At 33.5% G+C, this 26,225-nt stretch carries 17 protein-coding genes; 9 read left to right on the top strand and 8 right to left on the bottom strand.

Features of this window, described 5'->3' with window-relative positions:
* The first annotated feature begins 27 nt into the window (after nt 1–27).
* Complete coding sequence (locus ACVCZW_RS16965) at nt 28–660, top strand: response regulator (RefSeq protein WP_452230879.1); 633 nt, start codon at nt 28–30, stop codon at nt 658–660.
* A gap of 1,220 nt (nt 661–1,880) precedes the next feature.
* Here ACVCZW_RS16965 and odhB read toward each other — a convergent pair.
* Together odhB and ACVCZW_RS16955 are read right to left on the bottom strand one after the other, a co-directional pair.
* Nucleotides 1,881–3,092: a 2-oxoglutarate dehydrogenase complex dihydrolipoyllysine-residue succinyltransferase gene (odhB, locus tag ACVCZW_RS16960; protein WP_452230878.1), complete on the bottom strand. Its 1,212-nt coding sequence runs from the start codon at nt 3,090–3,092 to the stop codon at nt 1,881–1,883.
* 21 nt (nt 3,093–3,113) lie between these two features.
* Nucleotides 3,114–5,870, bottom strand: coding sequence for a 2-oxoglutarate dehydrogenase E1 component (locus ACVCZW_RS16955; protein WP_452232986.1), 2,757 nt, complete (start codon nt 5,868–5,870; stop codon nt 3,114–3,116).
* 117 nt (nt 5,871–5,987) lie between these two features.
* Here ACVCZW_RS16955 and ACVCZW_RS16950 point away from each other — a divergent pair, with 117 nt between their 5' ends.
* On the top strand, nt 5,988–6,533 hold the full coding sequence (locus ACVCZW_RS16950; protein ID WP_452232985.1) for an alpha-ketoglutarate decarboxylase: 546 nt from the start codon (nt 5,988–5,990) through the stop codon (nt 6,531–6,533).
* Nucleotides 6,534–6,562: 29 nt separating this feature from the next.
* Here the strand turns inward: ACVCZW_RS16950 and ACVCZW_RS16945 are convergent, their stop codons facing one another.
* On the bottom strand, nt 6,563–6,913 hold the full coding sequence (locus ACVCZW_RS16945) for a hypothetical protein (RefSeq protein ID WP_452230875.1): 351 nt from the start codon (nt 6,911–6,913) through the stop codon (nt 6,563–6,565).
* An 80-nt stretch (nt 6,914–6,993) separates the two neighbouring features.
* Nucleotides 6,994–7,968, bottom strand: a complete 975-nt coding sequence (locus ACVCZW_RS16940) for a polyprenyl synthetase family protein (RefSeq protein WP_452230874.1) — start codon at nt 7,966–7,968, stop codon at nt 6,994–6,996.
* Between the two features lie 123 nt (nt 7,969–8,091).
* Between ACVCZW_RS16940 and ACVCZW_RS16935 the strand changes: the two genes are divergently transcribed.
* The 4 genes from ACVCZW_RS16935 to ACVCZW_RS16920 are packed head-to-tail and all read left to right on the top strand — an operon-like array spanning nt 8,092 to nt 14,742.
* Nucleotides 8,092–8,697 carry a TetR/AcrR family transcriptional regulator gene (locus tag ACVCZW_RS16935; protein WP_452230873.1) on the top strand — a complete coding sequence of 202 codons (606 nt, stop codon included), beginning with the start codon at nt 8,092–8,094 and terminating at the stop codon, nt 8,695–8,697.
* 7 nt (nt 8,698–8,704) lie between these two features.
* Nucleotides 8,705–10,048 (top strand): TolC family protein, encoded by a 1,344-nt coding sequence (locus ACVCZW_RS16930; RefSeq protein WP_452232984.1) that lies wholly within the window; start codon nt 8,705–8,707, stop codon nt 10,046–10,048.
* A gap of 22 nt (nt 10,049–10,070) precedes the next feature.
* Nucleotides 10,071–11,243: an efflux RND transporter periplasmic adaptor subunit gene (locus ACVCZW_RS16925; protein ID WP_452232983.1), complete on the top strand. Its 1,173-nt coding sequence runs from the start codon at nt 10,071–10,073 to the stop codon at nt 11,241–11,243.
* Nucleotides 11,244–11,253: 10 nt separating this feature from the next.
* Entirely contained in the window at nt 11,254–14,742 is a 3,489-nt protein-coding gene (locus ACVCZW_RS16920; protein ID WP_452232982.1) for an efflux RND transporter permease subunit, read from the top strand.
* Between the two features lie 79 nt (nt 14,743–14,821).
* Here the strand turns inward: ACVCZW_RS16920 and ACVCZW_RS16915 are convergent, their stop codons facing one another.
* The 3 genes from ACVCZW_RS16915 to ACVCZW_RS16905 form a co-directional block, all read right to left on the bottom strand.
* Nucleotides 14,822–15,658, bottom strand: coding sequence for a hypothetical protein (locus ACVCZW_RS16915; RefSeq protein ID WP_452232981.1), 837 nt, complete (start codon nt 15,656–15,658; stop codon nt 14,822–14,824).
* Nucleotides 15,659–15,664: 6 nt separating this feature from the next.
* Nucleotides 15,665–18,571: a TonB-dependent receptor gene (locus ACVCZW_RS16910; RefSeq protein ID WP_452232980.1), complete on the bottom strand. Its 2,907-nt coding sequence runs from the start codon at nt 18,569–18,571 to the stop codon at nt 15,665–15,667.
* Nucleotides 18,572–18,836: 265 nt separating this feature from the next.
* Nucleotides 18,837–21,461, bottom strand: coding sequence for a TonB-dependent receptor (locus tag ACVCZW_RS16905; RefSeq protein WP_452232979.1), 2,625 nt, complete (start codon nt 21,459–21,461; stop codon nt 18,837–18,839).
* Nucleotides 21,462–21,651: 190 nt separating this feature from the next.
* On the opposite strand from ACVCZW_RS16905, the gene aspS reads away from it, so the two are divergent.
* From aspS to ACVCZW_RS16890, 3 genes are read left to right on the top strand one after another with little or no spacing between them, the layout of a single operon-like run.
* Nucleotides 21,652–23,406, top strand: a complete 1,755-nt coding sequence (gene aspS / locus ACVCZW_RS16900) for an aspartate--tRNA ligase (RefSeq protein WP_452232978.1) — start codon at nt 21,652–21,654, stop codon at nt 23,404–23,406.
* 45 nt (nt 23,407–23,451) lie between these two features.
* Nucleotides 23,452–25,242: a chloride channel protein gene (locus ACVCZW_RS16895; protein WP_452230865.1), complete on the top strand. Its 1,791-nt coding sequence runs from the start codon at nt 23,452–23,454 to the stop codon at nt 25,240–25,242.
* A 52-nt stretch (nt 25,243–25,294) separates the two neighbouring features.
* Nucleotides 25,295–25,534 carry a hypothetical protein gene (locus tag ACVCZW_RS16890; RefSeq protein ID WP_452230864.1) on the top strand — a complete coding sequence of 80 codons (240 nt, stop codon included), beginning with the start codon at nt 25,295–25,297 and terminating at the stop codon, nt 25,532–25,534.
* A gap of 220 nt (nt 25,535–25,754) precedes the next feature.
* On the opposite strand, the gene ACVCZW_RS16885 is transcribed toward ACVCZW_RS16890, so the two are convergent.
* Entirely contained in the window at nt 25,755–26,204 is a 450-nt protein-coding gene (locus ACVCZW_RS16885) for a nucleoside deaminase (RefSeq protein ID WP_452231170.1), read from the bottom strand.
* Nucleotides 26,205–26,225 lie beyond the last annotated feature (21 nt).

Genomic DNA, 26,225 nt, shown 5'->3' with positions numbered 1-26,225 from the left:
ATAGCAACAATTACTCCCTCTTACTTAATGAATACCTCTATAATAATAGCAGACGATCATCCATTAATGCTTCGTGGCATTCAAGATTTTTTAACTTCTAAAGGTTTTAATATATTAGGAAGTGCTCCAGACGGGCAAGCGGCTTATAATCTTATTGTTAAAGAAAAACCAGATATTGCACTTTTAGACATACGAATGCCCTATATGACTGGCTTAGAAGTTGCTGAAGAATGCAAGAAAAACGGTCTGGAAACCAAAATAATCTTAATTACGTTTGATAAGGAAGAAGCTATTTTTGACAAAGCCAAAGCGCTTGGTATTTATGGCTATATATTAAAGGAGTTTGCTATTGAAGAAATTGAAACATGTATCGCACATGTAGAAATGGATGAACCTTATTTTAGTGAAGAAATTGCAGACTACCTTAATAAATCGGATGTTACCATAGGTACAAGTGTACTTGCTAACCTTACCAAATCGGAAAGAAGGGTTGTTCATTTTATTTCAGAGAATATGACTAGTCAGCAAATAGCCGATACCCTTTTCATTTCTGTTAGAACTATTGAAAAACATCGTTCTAATATTGTAGCGAAACTAAATCTTGATAATAAACCAACTGCTTTATCTATTTGGGCCAATCTAAATAAAGATAAATTTTAACAAAAAATACGTAGAGGTACGTATTTCACATATCCATAACATAATATATCTTTACACTGCTATTAATTCAGTTCTTAGGGAGAATTGTTAAAGGCTCTAGTTTTAATTAAAACTAGAGCCTTATTTTTTTAACACCCTTTTTTGTTAGAAGGTAAAACAGGTATAACTACGTGTTTTATATATAAATAACATACTTATATTTGTCATGCTATTATTCGATTTTTTAGGGAATCACTAAAGGTTCTAGCTTGTACAAACTAGAACCTTTTATTTTTAAGAAAGATTACTTATAAAAAATACGTAGAAGTACGTATTTCATATATGGTAAACATACTATATCTTTACAGTGCTATTAATCGGTTCTTTAGGGAGAATTGTAAAAGGCTCTAGTTTTAATTAAACTAGAGCCTTTTTTATTTTAGACCATATTATTTCTTTAAAAAATACGTAGAACTACGTATTTCATATATGGTAAACATACTATATCTTTACAGTGCTATTAATCGGTTCTTAGGGAGAATTGTAAAAGGCTCTAGTTTAATTAAGCTAGAGCCTTTTTTTATTTTAGATCACATTGTTCTTCTTAAAAAATACGTAGAACTACGTATTTTTTATATGAATAACATAACATATCTTTACAGTATGCTATTAATTAGTTTTTAGGGAAAATTATTTTTGCATGAAAACTCCACGTTCTTATAATGTGGAGTTTTCGCATTTTTCAGGTTAAGCTTTTCTTCTGTCCGTATAGCTTTCCAAATTAAAAAAAAAGTATTCCTGTATCGCTTACCGCAAGTGCTAAATTATGAATTTATACTTTAAAAATAAAACAAACCACTGTAAATCAACTTATTAATTCGTTTTTAGAAAAAAAATACATTTAAAAAAATACGTATATATACGTATTTTTTTTACCGTATATGTTCTTTATATTTACAAAGCTATTAATCAATTACTTATAAAGGGGAAACTCGACATTCTGTAGTATAAAAGTGCTACTAGTGTTAAAATTCAGAAAGATATGGAAAACACTCTAGAAATGGAAAACAACCTAAATTTCACTCACAAACTACTTATTGCCGGTCTAGTTGTACTAGTCATTACAATAATTTTAGTAAACATTTATGTAAATTTCTTTTAGTTTTATTATAGTTATTTAAACAGAAAAAAGCGCGATTTTAGGGATATCGCGCTTTTTTATTTAATATACTTTAAAGATTTTACATTTCTAAAGCCTTCTTAATATCATTATTCATTAATAATTCTGTTGGATTTTCTAAAGCTTCTTTAATAGCTACTAAGAAACCTACAGACTCTTTACCATCAATTATTCTGTGGTCATAAGATAATGCTAAATACATCATTGGATGTATTTCTACTTTACCAGCAACAGCAATTGGTCTTTCAATTATATTATGCATTCCTAAAATGGCACTTTGTGGTGGGTTAATAATTGGCGTAGATAACATACTTCCAAAAACACCTCCATTAGTGATGGTAAATGTACCACCTGTCATTTCATCCACGGTGATTTGACCATCTCTTGCACGAAGCGCTAAACGCTTTACTTCAGACTCAATACCTCTGAATGATAAATTCTCTGCATTTCTAATAACAGGAACCATAAGTCCTTTTGGTCCAGAAACAGCTATAGAGATATCTACAAAATCATAGGTTAACATTTCTTTTCCATCTATCATTGAGTTTACAGAAGGATACATTTCTAATGCTCTTACTACTGCAAGTGAAAAGAAACTCATAAAACCTAAGCCAACGCCATGCTTTGCTTTAAAATCTTCTTTATATTGATTACGTAAAGCAAAAATAGGAGTCATATTAACTTCGTTAAACGTAGTTAACATGGCTGTCGTATTTTTCACTTCTACTAAACGTTCTGCTACTTTTCTTCGTAACATAGACATTTTACTTCTAGAAGAACCTCTATTTCCACCTGTTGGTGTTCCCATAGATGGTACCGCTTGTACGGCATCTTCTTTGGTTACTCTGCCATCTTTTCCTGTTCCTGTAACAGCAGAAGCTTGCATCCCTTTTTCAGCCAAAATCTTTTTTGCCGCAGGACTTGCTGTTCCTGTTGCATAGGTTTCCGTTTTAGGAGATTCCGCTTTTGGAGCCTCAGCCTTAGGCGCTTCCGTTTTTGCTTCCGCTTTTGGTGCAGCTCCACCTTCTGGTTTTGCAGCACTTGTATCTATTAAACATACTACTGCTCCAACAGCTACAGCATCTCCTTCTTCTGCTTTAAAAGTAATTGTTCCGCTAGCTTCGGCAGGCAATTCTAATGTTGCTTTGTCACTATCTACTTCTGCAATAGCTTGGTCTTTTTCTACATAATCACCTTCTTCAACTAACCACGTTGCTATTTCTACTTCTGTAATAGATTCTCCTGGTGAAGGAACTTTCATTTCTAAAATCATGCGCTATAATTTTATTTTATATTATCGTTGATTATTTTTTGTTTTATCAAATACGAAATCAATAACTTCTTGATGACGTTTTTTAGATCGAACAGAACTACCAGCTGCTGGTGCTCCATAAGGTCTTCTACTTGCTGCTCTAAAAGTTTTCACTTCGTCTAAATGCATTAACATATGACTGTAAGCTCCCATATTTCTAGGTTCTTCTTGTGCCCAAACAATATCGTCTGCATTGGTATATTTACCTAATACTTTACGAATATCTTCTGTTGGTAATGGGAATAACTGTTCTATTCTTACTAAAGCAATATCTTCTCTTTCTAACTTTTCTTGTTGTTCTAATAAATCATAATAGAACTTTCCAGTTACAAAAACTACCGTTTTTACTTGGTCAACTTTTGCTTTTTTATCATCTATTAGCATCTGGAAACTTCCGTTAGCAAATTCATCGACAGTAGATACTACTAGTGGATGACGTAATAAACTTTTTGGTGTAAATACAATTAACGGTTTTCTGAAATTTGCTTTCATTTGTTTACGTAACAAATGGTACATATTTGCTGGTGTAGTACAATCTACTACAAACATATTGTCTTTTGCACACATTTGAAGATAACGTTCCATACGTGCAGAGGAATGCTCTGCTCCTTGCCCTTCATAACCATGTGGTAACAACATAACTAAACCGTTTTGTAGTTTCCACTTATCTTCTGCTGCTGTTATATATTGGTCTAACATAATTTGTGCTCCATTACTAAAGTCTCCAAATTGTGCTTCCCAAATGGTTAATGTTTTTGGACTTGCCATTGCATAACCATAATCGAAACCTACAACACCGTATTCTGATAATAAGGAGTTGTATATAAAAAAGCGCCCTTGCGTATCACTTAATTTATTGTGTAAAACGATTTCTTCTTCACTGTCTTCTACTTTTACCACTGCATGACGATGCGAGAATGTTCCTCTTTCGACATCTTGACCAGAAATTCTAACATCGTAACCTTCTTCTAAAAGCGTTGCGTATGCTAAATGTTCTCCCATTGCCCAATCTAATCTGTTTTCGTCAAACATCGTTTGCCTAGATTCAATAAGACGGGATATTTTACGAATGAATTTTTTATCCTTTGGAAGGTTAGAAATTACTTTAGTAATTCTTGCTAATTCTTCTGTAGAATACGTAGTATCCACAGGTTTCATCATTCCATCTTCTTCTGAAGTACCATAGTTTACCCATTCATTACTCATAAATGGTGTAATTTCTGTCTTCTTTATTTTACGCGAATCTTCTAATTTTTCTTCTAAAGAACTTTTATAGTCTTCTTCTAATTTAGAAACATAAGTATCATCTATAATTCCTTCTGCCATCAGCTTTTCGGCATAAAGATCTCTAGGATTTCTATGCTTTGCTATTGCTTTATATAATAAAGGTTGTGTAAACTTAGGTTCATCACCTTCGTTATGTCCATATTTTCTATAACCTAACAAATCAATAAAGACATCACGCTTAAATTTCATTCTAAAATGAAGTGCAAATAAAACGGCATGTACTACTGCTTCTACATCATCTGCATTTACATGAAGTACTGGAGATAAGGTTACTTTAGCAACATCTGTACAATAGGTACTCGATCTTGCATCTAAATAATTGGTAGTAAAACCTATTTGGTTATTTACAACAATATGAATGGTTCCATTGGTTTTGTAACCATCTAATTGCGCCATTTGTACAATTTCATACACCAAGCCTTGTCCTGCGATTGCAGCATCTCCATGCACAATAATAGGTAATACTTGTGATGGATTGTCTGGGTATTTATCGTCTTGTTTGGCTCTCGTTATTCCTTGTACTACTGCGCCAACCGTTTCTAAATGCGAAGGGTTAGGTGCTATATTTAAGTTTATCTTTTTTCCTGCATCTGTAACTCTATCGCTAGTCCAACCTAAGTGATACTTTACATCTCCATCAAAAACCTCTTGCTCATAATCTTTACCATCAAACTCACTAAAGATATCTTTTGCCGATTTACCGAAGATATTTGTAAGGGTACTTAAACGACCACGATGTGCCATTCCCATTACAAATTCTTTTACGTCGTAACCGGATGCTTTTTCAATTAAGGCATCTAAAGCTGGGATTAGCGACTCTCCACCTTCTAAAGAAAAACGTTTCTGCCCAACATATTTGGTATGCAAAAAGCTTTCAAAAGAAACTGCCTCGTTTAGCTTTTTAAGGATATGTCTTTTTTCCTCTGCAGAAAAACTTGGTTGATTATCGTTAACATTTAGCTTATTTTGAATCCATTGCATACGCTCTGGATTTCTAATATACATATACTCCACACCAATAGATTTGCAATAAATTGCTTCTAAATGTTTGCGTATTTCACGTAATGTTTGGGCACCAATACCTATAATTTCTCCTGCACTAAAAACAGTTTCTAAATCGGAATTTGACAAACCGAAATTTTCAAGTTCTAATGTTGGTGCGTATTGTCGTCTTGCACGAACGGGATTGGTTGCTGTAAAAAGGTGACCTCTGGTTCTGTAACCATCGATTAACTTTACAACCTGAAATTCTTTTTGAAGGTTTTCGGGAATTTGTGTGGTAACTGTTTCCACAGTTTCCCCTTCTGTTCCAAAGGTTTCAGAACCAAAATCGTAACCTTGAAAAAAGGCTCTCCAACTAGGCTCTACAGAGTCTGGGTTTTTTAAATATTGGTCGTAAAGTTCAGCAAAGTATGCTGTATGTGCTGCGTTTAAAAAGGAATATTTATCCATTATTTTTTTTGAGAGAATCTAGCTTCAACAAAATTTCTTCAAAAATACAACTTTTACTAAAAATAGATGTAGTTTTAGTATATTTATAACATTAAAAATTCAATGTTTTACACAATTATGAATAAATATAGCCCTTTTACCAAAAAAATTATTACTTTTTTAGTCTTTTCCTGTTTTCTTGCTACATCTGTAAAAGCACAAGACAATATTAGAAAACAGAAAAGTGTGTTTTGGCAAAAAGTACGTATTGGAGGCGGAATTGGATTAGGTTTTGGAGATGGTTTCTTTAGCGGCACCTTAGCTCCCAGCGCCATTTACCAATTTGATGATCAATTTGCATTAGGTGTAACACTTAATGGAACATATAACAAACGTAAAAACTTTTATAAATCTACTATTCTAGGTGGTGGTATTATTGGTTTATACAGTCCGATTCCTGAAATACAGCTTTCTGGAGAGTTTGAGCAACTGCATGTAAACAGAGACTTTGATGCAAATTACGTTAGTAATATAGACGATAGCTATTGGTCTCCAGCTTTATTTTTGGGTGCTGGTTACAGATCACAAAATTTCACTATTGGTATGCGATATGATGTATTATATGACAATGACAAAAGTGTATATGGAAGTGCTTGGATACCTTTTGTAAGAGTTTATTTTTAATCTCATGGTAATTCCTTAGAAAAAGGAAATCAACTATACTTATTTTTAAACCACACCTTTTGCCATTCGCGTTTCAAAATTAAAAACGAAACGTCTTCTGCCAGTTTAAGTGTATCATTCCCGTTTAACTCTTTTACTTGTTTTTCTGGCACATCTATAATATAGAGAAGATTTAAATACTCGGCAAATTTTTCTTGAATGAGCTTATAAACCGTTTCATGAAGCATTAGTTTTAAACTTGCTGGTAGAATTTCTTCATCAAAATCTAAATCTATATTTGCAAACAAAAAATCTTTATTAAGTTGTTTTACTAGTTTTTGATAAAGCGCAAGACTATTTGCTTCTGCTATTAAATCGTTAAAAGTTGTAGGTATATTCATTTTTGTCATTCCAGCCAAAAGGGGAATCGATTTTAATTTATTTTCTATGGATACGATTGCTTTCCTGTTTGGGAATCAAATTAAACGTCTCTATTCATTAATTGTCGGCCAAACAACTTTAATTCGTTTTTACTTTCTTCGGAAACATCTAAAGTTTCTAAGACTAAGAATGCTTTGTTTGTATACTTTTCAATAGCTTGTTTTGTAGCTTCCGCAGCACCACTACTAATAAAAACCTCTTTTGTAGCTTCAATTTTATCAGAAGAATCCGTTGGATTTATACTAAATAAATGTTCCAATTGTTGCTGATCTTCTTCCGAAGAAAATTCTAAAGCTTTTAGATATAAATATGTTTTTTTGTTTTCAATAATATCTCCTCCTACTTGTTTTCCAAAAGTTTCAGGATCACCAAAAGCATCTAAAAAATCGTCTTGTAACTGAAATGCAATTCCTAGGTTTTTACCAAATTGGTAAATTGTATTTTGATCTTCTTTTGTTGCTTCTGCTACAATTGCTCCCATTTGCATTGCTGCACCTACTAAAACAGCTGTTTTGTATTCAATCATTTTTAAATACTCTGCAATAGTAACATCATCGCGGGTTTCAAAATCTATATCATATTGTTGCCCTTCGCAAACTTCTAACGCCGTTTTACTAAACAACTTAGCAAGCGCTTGAAAGATCTTTGGTTCATAGTTTTCGAAAAATTGATATGCTAAAATAAGCATCGCATCTCCAGAAAGAATACCTGTGTTTATACTCCATTTTTCATGAACGGTTTCTTTCCCTCTTCGTAAAGGAGCATCATCCATAATATCATCATGTACCAATGAAAAATTATGAAAGACCTCAATACTTAAAGCGGCATCTAACGCTTTTTTATAATCCCCATTAAAAATCTCTGCTGTCATTAGAGTTAAAACAGGACGTAATCTTTTACCACCTAAGTTTAATATATAATGAATAGGATCATATAGTGATTCTGGTTCTCGCTTGGAAACAAATTTCTCTAAATAGGAAACAAATGTTTCTTGATAAAATGGAATGTTTTGCATGCCGCAAAAATAAGTGAATTATAAAAAAATAAAGGCATTCTTTTCGTAAATGTTAAAAAACAATTAAAACTATGGAAACTTTTTTTGTTTTTAAAGTTTCCTAGCGTACATTTGCACCAAATTATGAGAGAAAAAATTATACATAAATCAGGAGAATTATTCTTAACCCTAGGTTTTAAGAGTGTCACTATGGATGACATAGCCAACGAATTGGCTATATCTAAAAAAACCATATACCAGCATTTTGATAATAAAACCAAATTAATTGAAGCTACCACATCAAATATGTTTGAAAATATTTGTGGAGGAATAGATTGTATTTGTGACGCATCACACAATCCTATTGAAGAATTATATGATATTAAAATGTTTGTGATGAATTATTTGAAAAACGAAAAAACATCCCCTCAATATCAATTAAAAAAATACTATCCTCAAATTTTCAAGAACTTACAACTTAAACAATTTGAAAAAATGCATAAGTCTGTTCAAGAAAGTTTGAAAAGAGGTATTGATACCAGATTGTTTAGACAAAATATAGATGTAGATTTTATTTCCAGAATGTATTTTAATGGTATGACTGGAATTAAAGATGAATCTATTTTTCCTTCCGATAAATTTACTATGGATTATCTAACAGAAAGCTATTTGGAATATCACTTAAGAGCGATTTGTAACGAGGAAGGCTTACGCACACTAAACAAGTTTATAAAAACCAATCAATCCTAAAGACCGAATGAAAAAAAGTATCACACTTCTATTCTTTTTAATAACCGCAGTCGCTTTTTCGCAAGAAGCAGCTACTAGTTTTAGTTTACAAGAAGCCATAGATTATGCTTTAGAAAATAATAGGACTGCTAAAAATGCAGTTCGAGATATTAAGGCAGCAGAATTACAAAAATGGGAAACTACTGCTACAGGTTTACCACAATTAAGCGCGAGTGTAGATTATCAAAATTGGATTAAACAACAAGTTACTTTACTTCCTGCGGAATTGGCTGGCGGAACTCCAGGAACATTTATTCCTGTTGCTTTTGGCACAAAACAAAGCACAACGGCGACAGCAACTTTAACCCAAAAATTATTTGATGGTTCTTATTTAGTAGGTTTACAATCTGCCAAAGTGTATTTAGAAATTTCTAAAAACGCAAAAGAAAAAACAGATTTAGAAGTGCGTAAAGCGGTTATTAACGCTTACGGAAACGTTTTATTGGCGGAAGAAAGCCTTTCCGTTTTAAATAGAAACATTCGTGTTTTAGAAAAAAACATTTTTGAAATCACTAAAATATATGAAAACGGTTTAGAGGAAGAGGAAAGCGTAGAGCAATTACAAATCACACTTTCGGGAGTAGAAAGTCAGTTAAAAAACACCGAAAGACTTAAAAAACTAGCCTACCAAATGTTTAACATCACACTTGGACTAGATGTTGATACAGACTCTAAATTAATAGAAAACCTAAGTGGCTTAGCGAACTATCATTCTGTTTTAAGTTTATTAGAAGCGGAAGAAAATGTAGAAAACACAATCGACTTTAAAATTGCAGAAAATGATAAAGTAGCAAAAGAATTATTACTTAAACTCGAAAAAAGCAAGGCATTACCAACATTGGATGCTTTTGTAAATGGAGGTTATGCAGCATATAATGAAAAATTCCACTTTGCAAATAGCGACCAAAAATGGTTTGGATCTTCTTTATTTGGTGTAAGCTTAAACATACCAATATTTAGTTCCGGCATGCGAAGCGCCTCTACACAAAGAGCTCAAGTTAATCTTGAAAAAGCAAAAGACGATTTAACAGAAACGCAACAAAAGTTAAAATTACAAATTGCTTCAGCAAAAAGTGATTACCAATTTGCCATGGAAGATTATGAAAACAAGACTTCTAATCTAAACTTAGCAGAACGTATAGAACAAAAAAATCAAATCAAATTTTTTGAAGGTATTTCTTCTAGCTTTGATTTACGCCAAGCACAAACACAGCTATACACAGCACAACAGGAGCTATTACAAGCGATGCTAAATGTAATAAATACGAAAGCAGAACTTGAAACTGTTTTAAACGAAATACCAAAAAACTAAAACAACCAGAAAACACTTTATAATGAAAAATATATATTCACTATTTATCCTTACTCTATTAATTGTCTCTTGCGGAGGTGAGAAAAAGAATAATTCTGTAGAAAACATTTTAGCTACTGAAAATTTAGAAAAAATACGAACTAAAAGAACAGAATTAGTGGATGATCAAAAGATTCTTCATGACAAGATTAAAGTTTTAGACGAAGCTATTACAAGAATAGACACGATAAAAAAAATACCATTAATAACCACTTTTACTGCAAAGCATGAAGTATTTAAACATGTATTAGAAATTCAAGGAAATGTAACCACCAAAAACCTTATTGTTATTACTCCTGAATATAATGGTATTCTAACTAAAGTATATGTTACAGAAGGTCAAAAAGTAAAAAAAGGACAGTTGTTGGCTAAAATTGATGATGGTGGATTAAGCCAACAAGTAGCACAATTACAAATTCAAGCAGATTTAGCAAAAACTACTTTTGAGCGTCAAGAAAGACTTTGGAATCAAAAAATAGGAAGTGAAATTCAATATTTACAAGCAAAATCTAATTACGATGCACAAACACAAGCTGTAAACCAATTACAACAACAGTTAGGTAAAACCAACGTAAAAGCACCTTTTTCTGGGACTATAGACGATGTTATTACAGAGGAAGGTAGTGTCGTTGCAGCTGGTCAATCACAATTAATTCGTATTATCAATCTGGATGAAATGTATATTGAAACAGATGTTCCTGAAGCGTATATTGCAAACGTTGTAAAAGGTAAAAGTGTAACTGCAGAGTTTCCAATTTTAGGAAAAACAGTAGACACGGAGATACGTCAAGCAGGAGATTTTATTAATCCAGCAAATCGTACGTTTAAAATAGAAGTTGCTATTCCTAATAAAGACAAAACAATAAAACCTAATTTAACTGCAAAGCTTAAAATTAACGACTACACCAACACAGAAGCGTTATTAATTCCGCAAAGTATCATTTCTGAAAATGCAGAAGGGGAACAATATGTTTACGTTGTAAATAATAAAAACGAAAACAAAGAAGGCGTTGCTAAGAAAATTATAATTAAAACTGGAAGAACACAAGGAGATGTTATTGAAGTTTTAGAAGGTATTGAAAATGACACAGAACTTATAAAAGAAGGTGCACGTAGTGTAAAAGATGGGCAAACTGTTAAAGTGATAAATTACTAAGCCAAATACAATGACAAAAAAGAAAAAAAACATAGAAAAGGAGTTTGGTTTATCCTCATGGGCTATTAACAATAAGACCACCATGTATGTGCTTATTGCTGTAATCTTTTATATAGGTGTATCTGCTTTTTTTAGTATGCCAAGAGAAAATTTCCCAGAAGTTAATGAGACTAAAATATATGTAAGCTCTGTTTTTCCTGGTAATACCGCTGAAGATATTGAGAAATTAATAACAGATCCATTAGAGGACAAATTAAAATCGGTTAGTAATGTAGTTGAAATCACCTCAACATCACAAGAAGACTACTCGATGGTAGTTGTAGAGTTTGACGAAGACATTACTGTTGAACAAGCAAAACAAAAAGTTAAAGATGAAATTGACACCGAAACTTCTGGTGAAGATTGGCCAACATTTAATGACGCTAAAGTAGAACCGGATGTTTTTGATTTAAGTCTTTCGGAAGAAATGCCAATTCTTAATATTAATATTTCTGGAGATTATCCTGTTGAAAAATTAAAAGATTTTGCAGAATACCTTCAAGATGAAATTGAAGATATTCAAGAAATTAAGAAAGCAGATATTCGTGGTGCGCAAGAAAAAGAAGTAGAAGTTGCTGTCGATATTTATAAAATGATGGCTGCAGATGTGACTTTTAATGATGTTATTGGCGCTATAAAAAGCGGTAATGTTACTATGTCTGCAGGTAATTTAATTACAAGCGGGCAACGTCGTACGATTAGAATAATAGGCGAAATAGAAAAACCTTCCGAACTAGACAACTTTGTAGTAAAGGCCGAAAATGGCAATGCCATCTACCTTAAAGATATTGCAACGGTTACTTTTAAAGAAGAAGACAAAAACACATTTGCTAGAGAGTTTGAAAAACCTGTTGTAATGCTTGACGTAAAAAAACGTGCAGGTAAAAACATGGTTGCAGCCGCAGAACAAATACAAGTGATTGTTCAAGATGCTAAAGACAATATATTTCCACAAGATTTAGAAGTAACGATCACTAATGACCAATCGCCTAAAACCATTGGTCAAGTAGATGATTTGGTAAATAATATTATTTTCGGGATCATCTTAGTAGTTACCGTTTTAATGTTCTTTTTAGGTTTTAAAAATGCCATTTTTGTTGGATTTGCTATTCCTATGTCTATGTTTATGTCGCTAATGATATTAAACCTGTTAGGACACAGTTTAAATACAATGGTTCTTTTTGGATTAATCATGGGACTTGGTATGCTGGTAGACAACGGAATTGTTGTTGTTGAAAACGTGTACAGATTGATGGATGAAGAAGGCATGGGCAGAATTGAAGCTGCTAAAAAAGGGATTAGCGAAATTGCCTTTCCCATTATTATATCTACAGCAACCACGGTTGCGGCATTTATTCCTTTAGGTTTATGGCCAGGAATCATGGGAGATTTTATGATGATCTTGCCAATTACGCTATCTGTAGTTTTAGGTTCTTCCTTATTTGTTGCTATTTTCTTTAACTCTGTTTTAGTTTCTCAATTCATGAGTATTGAAGATAAAGACATGCCATTAAAGCAAATCATTAAAACCACAAGTATTATTGCAATCCTTGGTGCACTCATTTTACTTTTTGGTGGTGCTTACCGAGGACTCGGAACATTAATGATCTTTACTGCTATCATGCTTTGGTTTTACCGATGGTTTATTCGTAAATGGGCGAATAACTTTCAAACAAAAACACTGGTTAGGTTAGAACGTTGGTATGAGAAGCAATTACGTTGGGCACTTTCTGGATGGAAACCATATGTATTAACTATTGGTACTTTTGGGTTACTTATACTTGCCTTTGTAGCTTTTGGAGCTTCTTTGAGTTCACAACGAACTAAAGTAGAATTCTTTCCAGATAATAAACCGAATCAAATTATTGTTTATATAGAATATCCCGAAGGTACAGCGATTGAAAAAACAAATGCGATTACTAAAGAAATTGAAAAGCACGTTGTAACGGTTTTAAATAATGCACAATATATAGACGATGGCTATAATTTTATGGTAGAAAGCGCTGTATCGCAAGTTGGTGCTGGTGCAGGAAATGCCCAAACAGATATGGGATCTGCTGCAGAAACGCCACATAAAGCAAAGATTACTGCTTCTATGCGCGAGTACAAATATCGTAGAGGTGAAGATAGCGAACTGTTAAGACAAAAAGTACAATCTTCATTGGTAGGGATTTATCCTGGTGTTTTAATTTCGGTAGAAAAAGACGTTAATGGACCACCAGCTGGATCACCAATTAACATTGAAATTGAAGGAGATGATTATAATGAGTTGATTGCTGTTGCAGAAAACATGCGTGAATTTATTAATACTAAAAATATTCCTGGTATTGATGAACTTAAAATTAACGTGAACAAAGACAAGCCAACCATGCGTGTTACTGTAGATCGTGAAAAAGCAGGAGAACTAGGTGTTAGCGCGTTACAAGTAGGACAACAATTACGTAATTCTATCTTTGGTTCTAAGGCCGGAATCTATAAAGAAGACGGTGATGACTTTGATATTTATGTCCGTTTTAATGAAGACCTTAGATATAACACAAGTGCATTATTCAATCAGAATATAACCTTTAGAGATAATACGGGACAGTTAAAAAGTGTTCCAGTTTCTGCGGTAACAAAATATGAAAACAATTCTGGGTTCAACGCGATTAAGCATAAAGACACCAAACGTGTTGTTACTGTTTATTCTGCGCTTTCTCCTGGCTTTACAGATGCCGGAGTCATTGTTGCACAAGTGCAAAATGAAATGAAAAACTATGAAGGTTTACCAGAAAATGTTAAGGTAGATTATACGGGTCAGATTGAAGAACAGAACAAACAAATGACTTTCTTAGTGGGAGCATTCTTTACTGGATTAGGATTAATTTTCTTTATTTTAATTTTTCAATTTAATTCTATTTCAAAACCAACGATTATTATGTTGGCTATTTTCTTGAGTTTTATTGGCGTATTTGGAGGTATTGTTATTACAGGAAGTGCCTTTGTTATTATGATGACTATGGTTGGTATTATATCACTAGCAGGAATTGTAGTAAATAACGGTGTGGTACTACTCGATTATGCACAACTACTAATTGACAGAAAAAAGAATGATTTAAATCTAGGCAAAGAAGATTACCTAGAAGAAGATGACCTATTTGAAAGTATTGTTCGTGCAGGAAAAGCGCGTTTACGCCCTGTATTATTAACGGCTATTACTACTATACTTGGTTTAATTCCGTTAGCAATTGGTTTAAACATTAACTTCTTTACTTTATTTAGTGAGTTTAATCCGCATATTTATATGGGAGGAGATAATGTAGTATTCTGGGGTCCATTAGCTTGGACCGTTATTTACGGGCTATTCATTGCTACTTTCTTAACACTAATTGTGGTACCTATATTATTCTACTTAGTGACAAGATTTAAAATGTGGTTACGAAATAGAAGCAATACAACAGTAGCTATTACTGAAGAATAAAAAACAGACGATAGAAGAAACAAAAAATCCGAAGCACATGCTTCGGATTTTTTTTATTATAATAAGTTACCTGAATCTATTAAAGTCCTGGATCTTCTTCAAACACTTCAACAATAGAAGAGTTCCCATCTCCATCTGCCCCTAAAGAAAACCATAATCTCCAAGCATTTGTTGCTGCTGGAAAAGTACCTAAATAATCATCTCCAATTTGCTGTGTTGTTTCTATATCAAAAAGCTGAATTTTGTAATCTACAGCGGTATTGTTATTTCCCCAAAACCATAAAGCTAAATTACCTTGTCCTACGACACCTAATAACTCTACTGTTTCCGATAAATCTATAGCAGTACTAGAACTACTGGAATCGAATGTTACAAAACCCCATCCCCAAGCTGCTGTCATTAAATCTAAATCCATATCTAAATTCACCGTCGCATCGGTCCAAGTTAATATAGCTCTATAACTTCCAGAGTCTGTTGAGAAAAACCTACTATTTCCAGCTGCATCTACAGAAGCATCTGAGGAACCATCTAAAACAACTTCATAGATTCCATCGGTTAAAAAAGTAATTTGCGCAGTACTACTCATGCTTCCTGCTGCAATATCAGCAACACTAATAGTGTAGTCTGTACCTAATACAGCCGTAGAATTATCTACATAATTATAGACTGTAAATCCAGGAGTTAAGTTAGCAGTAACCGCGTTGTTAATTGCTATATTTATTTCATCCGTATTATTTAATCCTGTTAAGGTAAAGATCCCTGCACTTGCGTCATCTGTTTCAATAAAAACAGAGTTTCCTTGTGCTGTTGTTGTACTAGTTACAACATCATTCATATCATCACTATCATCACAACTGACTACCAATACGACAGCAAGTAATAAAAATAGCTTATAAATTGATTTTATATTTTTCATATTTTTTTATTTTAAAGTGAAAGTTAATCTAGCAAACACATAACGACCATTAAATCCGAATTGCGAAGTTCTTCTAGAGAAAATAAATTGATCTCCATACTGAGAACCTTCAAAAGGCACTTCGTCTGGGTATATATCAAATAGATTATTAGCTCCTGCTGTAACTCTTAAATTATCCATTAAGCTATAAGAAGCTGTTAAATCGGTTACAATTTTAGCACCATATTCTACAGGTGTTGCAGTGCCTCTAAAGTCTGGATCATTTACGGAACCAAAGTATACATTACGAAGCATCAAACTCCATTTTTCACGCTTGTACGTATTGGTTAAGTTTACTTTAGTGCTTGGCATCGCATCTTCAATATACCCTTTTAAGGTTTCGTCTAAAATTTCTTCACCAAGAATCTCTCTTACATTTTTTACTTCCACTTTTCTAAAAGTAGCAGAAAGATTATTTGTTAAATTCCCTTCCCCTAAAGACATATTATGAGCAATTACAATATCTACCCCTTTATTATCTAAATCAAATCCATTGGTAAAAAACTTAGCTGCAGTCGCTGCTGCATTATCAAATGCTTGTTGTGATTCGTCATTTTCATCTATAACACTATCGTTATTATCATCTATTGGGCTGTAACTTTTTGTTAAACCGACTCTATCTTCTACGTTTACGATATAACCATCGATTGTGAATTTTAAACCTAAGTCTGGTAATTTCGCTGTAAAACCTAAACTGAAATTTTTAGAAGTTTCCTCCTTTAAGCTAGGTATTTCTAACAACTGTGCTAACCTACTATTATTAGAAAAAGTACCTTGTTCAATTGGTATTCCTCCAACAAACTGTGTTGCTGTAGCATTAAAATAAATCTGATGTAAATCTGGTGCTCTAAAACCGGTACTATATGCAGCTCTTACTGCAAAATTATCGGAAAACTTATATTTAGAGGCTAGTTTCCAGTTAAAGGTATCTCCAAAGTCATTATAATTTTCATATCTAAAAGCGGTACTTATTAAAAATGCCTCACTAATATCTGCTTCTAAATCTAAATAACCAGCATAACTATTTCTGTTTTGATTTACTTCATTTTCTGGTCTATATCCTGGAAAAACTTGCGCTCCACCTGGAACAACATTTCCAAAATAACTAGTTACTAAATCTGCATCTGGTGTAGCTCCTGTTACAATTTGACCATTTTGATCATAGCTAGCCCAAGAAGCCTCTTCACCTGCTATTTCTTGATAATTCTCTACTCTATATTCCGCACCAAAAGCAACGTTAAATCCGGAAAAAGTATCTTCATAAAATTTAGAAAGATCTAAATTAGTAGTGTTTTGTGCAAAAGAAAAACCTCCTGCTTCAAACTCTCTAGGAGATGCTGTACCTAAAGTTGCATTCACGGTGTTTTCAATCGTAAAATCGAAACTATTTGTTCCATAGGTATTAGAAAAATCTATATCCCAATCCCCAATTTTACCTTTAATTCCTGCAGCAAAAGACTTATCTATAATTTTAGATGCAATATGTGGTAAAAAACCGTTTGGTAAAGCTTCTTGATTCCCTCTACCATCGGTATACGCAGGTCTTCTATAAAACCCAGCTCCTAAACCATCTCTAAAACTAATACCACCAAAAGAATAAAATGTAGACCCATTATCATCTAATGGTAACTCCATATTCATCATAAACTTTCCACCACGCAATTTAGATTGCCCAACTTTCATTCTAAAATCATCCCGAGTAAGACCTCTTTGCGCTAATTCATATTCAGATATTGGAGCAGGATTAGATGTATCACCACTAAAAGTAGCACCATCGGATGCGATTATATCCAAATAAGAATCGCCATTCGCAATACCTTGATCATAAACCGCTTGTAAAGAAGGATCTAAGCCTGCAACATAATTTGCTAACGCACTAGGATTCATATTATAGGCTTCATCATAACCTAAATTTCTAGCAGCAATATCAAACATTGTATAAATTGGTTGTCCCATAGAACCACTTCTATTGGTAGCTCCTCTATTTTCTAAAGAACCTGTAAAATTGATATAACCACCATTTTTACCCAAATCTACACCGTAGTTCGCATCTATTTGAAATTTTTCACCATCTACACCACCTTCGTCGTATTGCTCGGCGTGTTGACTAAAATTTGCTCCAGTATTCACATTTAAAGTTAATTCATTGGTAGCTTTTTTCAATACAATATTAATTACACCAGCAATAGCATCGGATCCATATTGTGCCGCGGCACCATCACGCAATACTTCTATTTTAGAAATTGCTGAAGAAGGAATAGAATTCATATCGGTACCTACTGTACCAGTACCAACAGTACCATTTACATTCACTAAAGAAGATTTATGACGTCTTTTTCCATTAATTAATACTAATACTTGATCTGGACCTAAACCTCTTAACGAAGCAGGATCCACATGATCTGTTCCATCGGAAACTGTTTGTGCATTAGATGTAAATGAAGGCGCAACATAATTTAAAATTTCATTAACTGTTGTTTGCGCTCCAAGCGATGCTATTTCCTGAACATCTATAACATCAATTGGCACAGGAGAATCTAAAACAGTTCTTCCTGCTCTTCTTGATCCAACCAATACAACTTCATCTAAAGCAACTCCAGAGACTAAAGTAACATTCATCACATTTCCTGTTACAATAACTTCTTTCTCATCATAACCTACATAAGAAAACAATAATGTAGCACCATTGTTAGCTTCTATGGAGTAATTTCCATCAAAATCTGTTGTGGTTCCTGTTGTGGTTCCTTTAACAATAACCGAAGCTCCTGGGATTGGCCCAGTATCATCCGAAACATTTCCGGTAATTTGCTGTTGTGCAATGATTTGAGAAGCTCCAAAAAAAAGCATCATTGCCATTAGGTAGTTTTTAATCATAATTTTTGTTTTTATTAGTTCTTACTAAGTAACAACAAAAAATGCTAATTATTTAAATAATTTTCAATTTAAAATACTATTATTTATAAAATGTCTTTATTTTTTGTTAAAAAAACACGCATTTAAACGAATAAATAAAAACTTCATTTAATATAAAAATTACCAAACGTATACATATCAAAAAACCAGAGAAGCGAACTTCTCTGGTTTTATTTTTATTCAAATCTGTCCTTATTATTTTAAGACAGTGATCTATATAAAAAGATTAGAATTTAAAATTCAATCCACCACTAATAGTTGTTCCATTAGTACCAAATTGATTTACTTCCCAAGGATATTTAAATCTACCACCAAGATCTGTAACAACATCTCCTCCTGTTTCTATTTCATCTGGATATACATCTAATAAGTTGGTAACAGATAAAGAGGCAGAAAGACGATCGCTAAATGCATAACCAAAAATTAAATCAGTAATTACTTTCCCTGCAAATGTTTGATCTTTATCAGTATCTGTAGCATGTTGCCAAGTTACTTTACCAAAATAGGTGTTATTTAATGCAAAATTCCATTTATTCAATTCATAATCAAAACCTAATAACACTTTAGTTTTAGGTCTAGAAGAAAGGATTCTAGCTTGCTCTTTTCTATTAAAGATATCATATCCATTAGCTTCCAGTAAAGCTGGAGTATCAATCTTACCATCAATATCCGTATTATTAAAATTAGCTGCTAATGTTGCTGATAATTTACCATTACCTATTTCCATATTTCTATAATTAGCTACTAAATCGACTCCTGTAGTATTTGTATTTACTGCGTTAACAAAGAATTTTAAACTTGTAATCGAATTATCTATCAATATCTGTTCTACAGGATTGATGGTTGAACCATCTGAATCAAAACCAATTTCATTTGTAAATAATACTCTATTATCTACTTTCACATTGTAAAAATCTAATGAAAGAGATAAATTATTTAAAGGCTTAAAAGTAATTCCTGCAGAAATATTTTTAGAAGTTTCTGCTGTTAATTGCGGCACACCTAAACCATTTCTAATTATAGGGTCTACATTATTAAAAGTACCTTGATTAGAAATAGAACCACCAGAAACTAGCGTTTGTACATTACTCAAATAAATTTGATGTAATGAAGGCGCTCTAAATCCTGTACCATAAGATGCTCTTATAGCTCCTTTTTCTCCTAAAGAATAACGACCATTCACTTTCCATGACGTATTATCTCCAAAATCACTAAAGTCCTCATAACGAACTGCACCACCTATTAAAAGTTTTTCAGTTGGCTCCCAATCTAAAGCTCCATAAACACCATAATTATCTCTAGTTGCATTTACCGCATTACTAGGTTGTAATCCTGGAAAAGATTGTGCTCCTCCACCTCCTGAAGGATTATAATAAGATGCTGCATCTCCTGCCTTAGCAGTAAAACGTTCTCCTTTTACTTCAGCACCAAAAGAAACTACAAACTTTCCAATTTCTCTACTTAAGTCTAAATTAGCAAGTGTATTACTAAAAGTATATGCACCAACATCAAAAGACGTAGGGCTATTAGCTCCTAAATCTACATTTAACGTATTACCAACCTCATAATTCACAGCGTTTCTTCCATAAGTTCCACTTAAATCTACTTTAAATCCAAGTAAATCCCATTTAAATCCTGCAGTAAAATTATTATCTCTAATATCTGTTTCAAATGTAGGCTGAAAACCTTGATATTCTGTTCCTGCCTCATGTAATAAATTATGTGGATCTGTAACCCAATAAGGTGTACGGTACAATGCAAAACTTTTCCCTGTTCTGTATGTCAACCCTCCAAAAGTATAAAACTCGGCTCCTTTGTTTCCTATAGGAACTCCAGCATTAATAAAAATATCCATAATTTTAGATTCTGGTTGTCCCACATTCATTCCTAAATCTGGATTCTCAGCTAACCAAGCTCCAAACATGGGATCATCTGCTCCAACACCGAATAAATCATCTTTTCCTGGCGTACCAGCACGATTCGTTTTTTCTTGCTCGTAGTAACCAAGCGTGAAGTTTAAATAACTTCCTTCTACTCCTAAACCAATAGAAGTATTTAAGTCCACTCCAAAATTAAAACCATCTCCTTCTGTAGTTACTCCTGCTTTTGCACTAACTGTAGTAAACTCAACATCTTTTTTTAAGACCATGTTTATTACTCCAGCAATGGCATCCGAACCATATTGTGCAGATGCTCCATCTCTTAAAACCTCGATACGCTCAATAGCTGCAGCTGGCACACTTTTTAAATCTACACCAACTTCTCCTTTACCAGGCGTATCATTAATATACACTAAAGCACTTTGATTTTTACGTTTACCATTAATCAAAACTAAGGTTCTACTTGGACCTAATCCACGTAAATCTGCTGGATCAAAATGTGCAGTACCATCAGAAATGGATTGCGTTGTAGAATTAAAAGAAGGTACTTTATACGTTAACATCTTATCTACTGTAGGTTGCCCTGTATTCTTTAACTCTGCAACACCAATATTATCTATTGGCACAGGCGAATCTAGAATAGATCTTGGTTTTGCCCTATTTCCTACAAGAATAACTTCATCTAACGAAACTCCAGATTGCAGCGTTATATTCATAACACGACCACTAACCGTAGCTTCTTGTTCTTCATAACCAACATAAGAATATATTAAAATATCCCCATTATTGGCATCAATGGTATAATTACCATCAAAATCTGTAGTTGTACCATTTGCGGTTCCCTTTACAACAACAGAGGCTCCAGGTATTGGCCCAGAATCATCCGAAACGCTCCCTGTTACTTGTTGTGCACTCATAAAATGTGAAGTCCCTAATAATAGAAACAACACCATAAAGAAGTTTTTTACCATAAGTTTAGATTTATATTGTTTAAACAAAAAAACAACAAAATTGTTAAATATTTAAATTTTTATCCCTTTTTATGAATATATAATAACAAAAAACCAATATAATCCTAGCTGCACACTATTAAAATTAGTTCTTACAATACCAATTAAAGTCACAATATAAATGTTAAATTTGCACTTCAAATAAAATTTTATGTACAGAAGTCATAATTGTGGTGAGTTAAATGCATCACATATAAATACAGAAGTAACTCTTGCAGGTTGGGTTCAAAAATCGAGAGACAAAGGGTTTATTGCTTGGGTAGATTTACGAGATAGATACGGAATAACGCAATTGGTGTTTGATGAAGAGCGCACCTCTAAAGCAATGTTAGAGCAAGCACAAAAATTAGGTCGTGAGTTTGTTATTCAAGTGAAAGGAACCGTAATAGAGCGCGCATCTAAAAATCCAAAAATGCCTACTGGAGACATTGAGATTTTAGTTTCTGAGTTAAATATTTTAAATGAAGCTTTAGTTCCTCCGTTTACTATTGAAGATGAAACCGATGGAGGTGAAGAACTACGTATGAAATATCGCTATTTAGATATCCGACGTAATCCCGTAAAAAACAATCTAATTTTTAGAGCGAAAGTAACGCAAGCAGTACGTAACTTTTTATCTAACGAAGGATTTATAGAAGTAGAAACTCCGTACTTAATAAAATCTACTCCAGAAGGTGCTCGTGATTTTGTGGTGCCAAGCAGAATGAATGCAGGGCAGTTTTACGCACTTCCACAATCGCCTCAAACCTTTAAGCAACTGCTTATGATTGGTGGCATGGATAAGTACTTCCAAATTGTAAAATGTTTTAGAGACGAAGACTTACGTGCAGATAGACAACCAGAATTCACACAGATAGATTGCGAAATGGCTTTTATTGACCAAGAAGACATTTTAAATGTTTTTGAAGGATTAACACGTCATTTATTAAAAGAAGTAAACGGCGTTGAAATAGAGAAATTCCCAAGAATTCTTTACGATGATGCAATGCGTTTATACGGAAACGATAAACCAGACATTCGTTTCGGAATGGAATTTGGCGAGCTTAACGCAGTAGCCCAACATAAAGAATTTGGTGTTTTTAATAGCGCTGAATTAGTAGTCGGTATTGCTGTTCCTGGCGGAAACACTTATACAAGAAAAGAAATAGATAAAATTATTGATTGGGTAAAGCGCCCACAAGTTGGTGCTTTAGGAATGATTTATTCTAGATGTAACGACGATGGAACATTCAAATCTTCTGTAGATAAATTTTACAACCAAGAAGATTTAGCAAAATGGGCCGAAATTACAGGAGCAAAACCTGGAGACCTTGTTTGTGTATTATCTGGAGACACAAACAAAGTAAGAGCACAATTAAGCGCCTTACGTATGGAATTAGCAACACGCTTAGGTTTACGGGACCCAAAAGTATTTGCTCCACTTTGGGTACTAGATTTCCCATTATTAGAACTAGATGAAGAAACGGGCCATTACCATGCAATGCATCATCCATTTACATCTCCAAAACCTGGACAAATAGAACTATTAGATACCAATCCCGGAGAAGTAAAAGCCAATGCATACGATTTGGTTTTAAACGGAAACGAAATTGGAGGTGGATCGATTAGAATTCACGACAAGAAAACACAAGCCATCATGTTGAAGCATTTAGGCTTTTCGGAAGAAGAAGCAAAAGCACAATTTGGCTTTTTAATGGATGCCTTTGAATATGGCGCGCCTCCTCATGGCGGACTTGCTTTTGGATTAGATAGATTGGTTGCCATTTTAGGCGGTCAAGAAACTATTAGAGATTTTATAGCGTTCCCGAAAAACAATTCTGGTCGCGATGTCATGATAGACGCTCCTGCTCCAATTGATGATGATCAACTAACAGAATTAAGTTTAAAACTAAACTTAAAATCATAAATTAAAAATCCTGCTTTTTGCAGGATTTTTTAGTAGTTTTAAATTATGCCAAAACAACAGCCATTATTTAAACGCTTTTTGATTTGGAGAGCTAAACACATCTCTCACAAACAATTTGTTTATTTATTAAGTATTATTGTTGGTTTTACATCCGGAATTGGGGCTGTAGTATTAAAAAACTTAACCCATTTAATTCAGCATTTTCTAGAAGGTAATTTAATAAAACATTACCATCAGGCATTCTATTTTTTATTTCCAATTCTTGGATTCACATTAGTTCATTTCATAATAAAGTATGTGATACGAAATAAGGTTAGCCATGGTATTCCATCTACCCTTTATTCTATTTCCAAACGCAAAGGAATCATTAAGCGATTTCAAATGTTTGGTTCCATTTTAACAGCCCCAATTACCATTGGTTTTGGTGGTTCTGTTGGTTTAGAAGGTCCAACGGTAGCTACAGGTGCTGCCATAGGTTCAAACATTTCTAGAATGTTTCACATGAACCAAACCACTAGAAACCTCCTAATTGGTTGTGCTGCGGCTGGAGCCATGTCTTCTATTTTTAAAGCACCCATAGCTGCTATTATTTTTGCTATAGAAGTCTTTAGTTTAGATTTAACATTAGCATCCATGTTACCGCTTTTACTTGCATCGCTTTCTGCAATCTTAACTTCTTATTTTTTCTTAGGAAATGATGTTTTATTACCTTTCAAAATTGAAGATCCATTTATACTTTCTCAAGCGCCATTTTACGCTATTTTAGGTATAACAGCGGCCATAACCTCTATTTATTTTACTAGTATTTACGAAAGGGTTCAAAAAGTGTTTGATAAGATTGACTCGCCCATAAAAAGAGTACTTTTTGGAGGAACACTAATTGGTATTTTGGTCTATTTAATTCCTCCTCTTTATGGGGAAGGTTTTAATATTATAAATAACCTTATTGCAGGGCATCCCGAAAAAGCACTTCAAAATAATTTATTCGATCTAGACTTATCGAATATTTGGATTATTGTAGCCTTATTAGCTGGTTTAGTGTTTTTCAAAATATTCGCTAGTGCTTTAACTTTTGGCGCTGGAGGTGTTGGAGGCATTTTTGCTCCAACCCTTTTTATGGGTAGTATTATGGGAAACTGTATTGCTAAAATAATTAATAACTGCGGACTAGTAAGCACTCCGGTATCGGAAAGTAATTTTACACTTGTTGGTATGGCAGGTTTATTAGCAGGGGTTTTGCACGCACCATTAACTGCTATTTTCTTAATTGCCGAATTAACTGGTGGTTATGATTTGTTTATACCTTTAATGATTACAGCAGCAATTTCGTATGGTATTACTACATATTTCAATCCGCATTCCGTATACACCATGGAATTAGGTAGAAAAGGCGAATTAATTACACACGATAAAGACCATGCTGTTTTAACTTTAATGGATATTAATAAAGTCATTGAAACCAATTTTATTACCATAACTACAACCATGACTTTAGGCGATATTGTGCATAAAGCAGTTGTAAAATCCAACCGAAACATTTTCCCTGTTGTCGGCGAAGAAGACGGCATGTTAAAAGGAATCATCCTACTAGATGATATAAGACCAATAATGTTTGACCAATCTCTTTACAAAGAAGTATTTGCAAATGAAGTCATGCAGAAACCACCAGAAATTATTGATATGGATAACGATAAAATGACAGATATTATGAAAAAGTTCCAGGACAGTAGTGCTTGGAATCTCCCTGTTGTAAAAAACAAAGTCTATATTGGTTTTATTTCAAAATCAAAACTACTCACTGCATATAGACGTCAATTAATTAACTTTACTAAATAACACCCAAGTGCATACGTAAAGCTTTTCCTATAAAAAACTACAAAATAGACACATGAAATACTTTTTATACCTTTTATTTTTCGCCTGTATTTCTAGCATTATTGCTGGTTATTTTTTAGAAGTAGACTATTCTCAAAAACTAATTGGATTCGGTGTTTTGGGTCTTTTCTTGCTTTTCTTTCCGTTATTCACCTATCACACTTGGAAAAACAAAGACATCAAAGATTATATGCTTACCAAAGAGAATTTAGATAAAATGCGTAAACGCGAAGGAGATAAGCGAAAGCTATAATTTGGGCATTTCCCTTTTCCGTAAAAACTACAAAGCGTCGCGCTATCCACTATATCTTTTCGGCGAAGCAGTCTCTAACTGGATTTGAGATCTCTTTATACTTCAGAGAAGCCTAAAAATTTATAATTTATTATTCAAAGCTTCTTGAAAAGGATGCCGTTTCTATCGCTAATGCACGTGCCAAAAAAGTTTCGTCATAAAGAAAAAGCAGTAGCATTCATTAATTTAAATTGCGCTTTTCAATAAAAAAACGTTTCATAATGGCGGAAGCTTCTTCTGCTAAAACACCACCTTCTATTATTGTTTTCGGATGCAATTTTGTTCCCATTACACCACAACCTCTGTGATCATCTGTTGCACCATACACAATTTTTGAAATCTGACTCCAATACAAAGCGCCCGCACACATTTGGCAAGGCTCTAACGTAACATACAACGTACAATTTTTAAGATATTTTCCTCCTAAAAAATTAGCAGCAGCAGTAATCGCTTGCATTTCTGCATGCGCAGTGACATCGTTTAGCAATTCGGTTAAATTATGCGCTCTTGCAATAATTCGATCTTCTACAACAATAACGGCGCCAACGGGAACTTCTCCTTTTTCTAAAGCAGCTTCCGCTTCTTGCAGGGCTTTCTTCATAAAATACGTAGCATCAAAAGGTGTAATCATAGCCATAATTTCAAGAATTAA

It is taken from the genome of Lacinutrix sp. MEBiC02595 (assembly GCF_053601555.1).
The sequence above is the reverse complement of the archived record's forward strand: the minus strand, read 5'-3'. Positions and strand labels throughout refer to the sequence as shown.

What these genes read in the sequence shown, in the direction of transcription:
- ACVCZW_RS16955 (WP_452232986.1), bottom strand. Translation starts at nt 5,870, where the DNA reads ATGGATAAATATTCCTTTTTAAACGCAGCACATACAGCATACTTTGCT.
- ACVCZW_RS16920 (WP_452232982.1), top strand. Translation starts at nt 11,254, where the DNA reads ATGACAAAAAAGAAAAAAAACATAGAAAAGGAGTTTGGTTTATCCTCA.
- ACVCZW_RS16945 (WP_452230875.1), bottom strand. Translation starts at nt 6,913, where the DNA reads ATGAATATACCTACAACTTTTAACGATTTAATAGCAGAAGCAAATAGT.
- ACVCZW_RS16910 (WP_452232980.1), bottom strand. Translation starts at nt 18,571, where the DNA reads ATGATTAAAAACTACCTAATGGCAATGATGCTTTTTTTTGGAGCTTCT.
- aspS (WP_452232978.1), top strand. Translation starts at nt 21,652, where the DNA reads ATGTACAGAAGTCATAATTGTGGTGAGTTAAATGCATCACATATAAAT.
- ACVCZW_RS16950 (WP_452232985.1), top strand. Translation starts at nt 5,988, where the DNA reads ATGAATAAATATAGCCCTTTTACCAAAAAAATTATTACTTTTTTAGTC.
- odhB (WP_452230878.1), bottom strand. Translation starts at nt 3,092, where the DNA reads ATGATTTTAGAAATGAAAGTTCCTTCACCAGGAGAATCTATTACAGAA.
- ACVCZW_RS16905 (WP_452232979.1), bottom strand. Translation starts at nt 21,461, where the DNA reads ATGGTAAAAAACTTCTTTATGGTGTTGTTTCTATTATTAGGGACTTCA.
- ACVCZW_RS16935 (WP_452230873.1), top strand. Translation starts at nt 8,092, where the DNA reads ATGAGAGAAAAAATTATACATAAATCAGGAGAATTATTCTTAACCCTA.
- ACVCZW_RS16885 (WP_452231170.1), bottom strand. Translation starts at nt 26,204, where the DNA reads ATGATTACACCTTTTGATGCTACGTATTTTATGAAGAAAGCCCTGCAA.
- ACVCZW_RS16890 (WP_452230864.1), top strand. Translation starts at nt 25,295, where the DNA reads ATGAAATACTTTTTATACCTTTTATTTTTCGCCTGTATTTCTAGCATT.
- ACVCZW_RS16965 (WP_452230879.1), top strand. Translation starts at nt 28, where the DNA reads ATGAATACCTCTATAATAATAGCAGACGATCATCCATTAATGCTTCGT.
- ACVCZW_RS16895 (WP_452230865.1), top strand. Translation starts at nt 23,452, where the DNA reads ATGCCAAAACAACAGCCATTATTTAAACGCTTTTTGATTTGGAGAGCT.
- ACVCZW_RS16940 (WP_452230874.1), bottom strand. Translation starts at nt 7,968, where the DNA reads ATGCAAAACATTCCATTTTATCAAGAAACATTTGTTTCCTATTTAGAG.
- ACVCZW_RS16915 (WP_452232981.1), bottom strand. Translation starts at nt 15,658, where the DNA reads ATGAAAAATATAAAATCAATTTATAAGCTATTTTTATTACTTGCTGTC.
- ACVCZW_RS16925 (WP_452232983.1), top strand. Translation starts at nt 10,071, where the DNA reads ATGAAAAATATATATTCACTATTTATCCTTACTCTATTAATTGTCTCT.
- ACVCZW_RS16930 (WP_452232984.1), top strand. Translation starts at nt 8,705, where the DNA reads ATGAAAAAAAGTATCACACTTCTATTCTTTTTAATAACCGCAGTCGCT.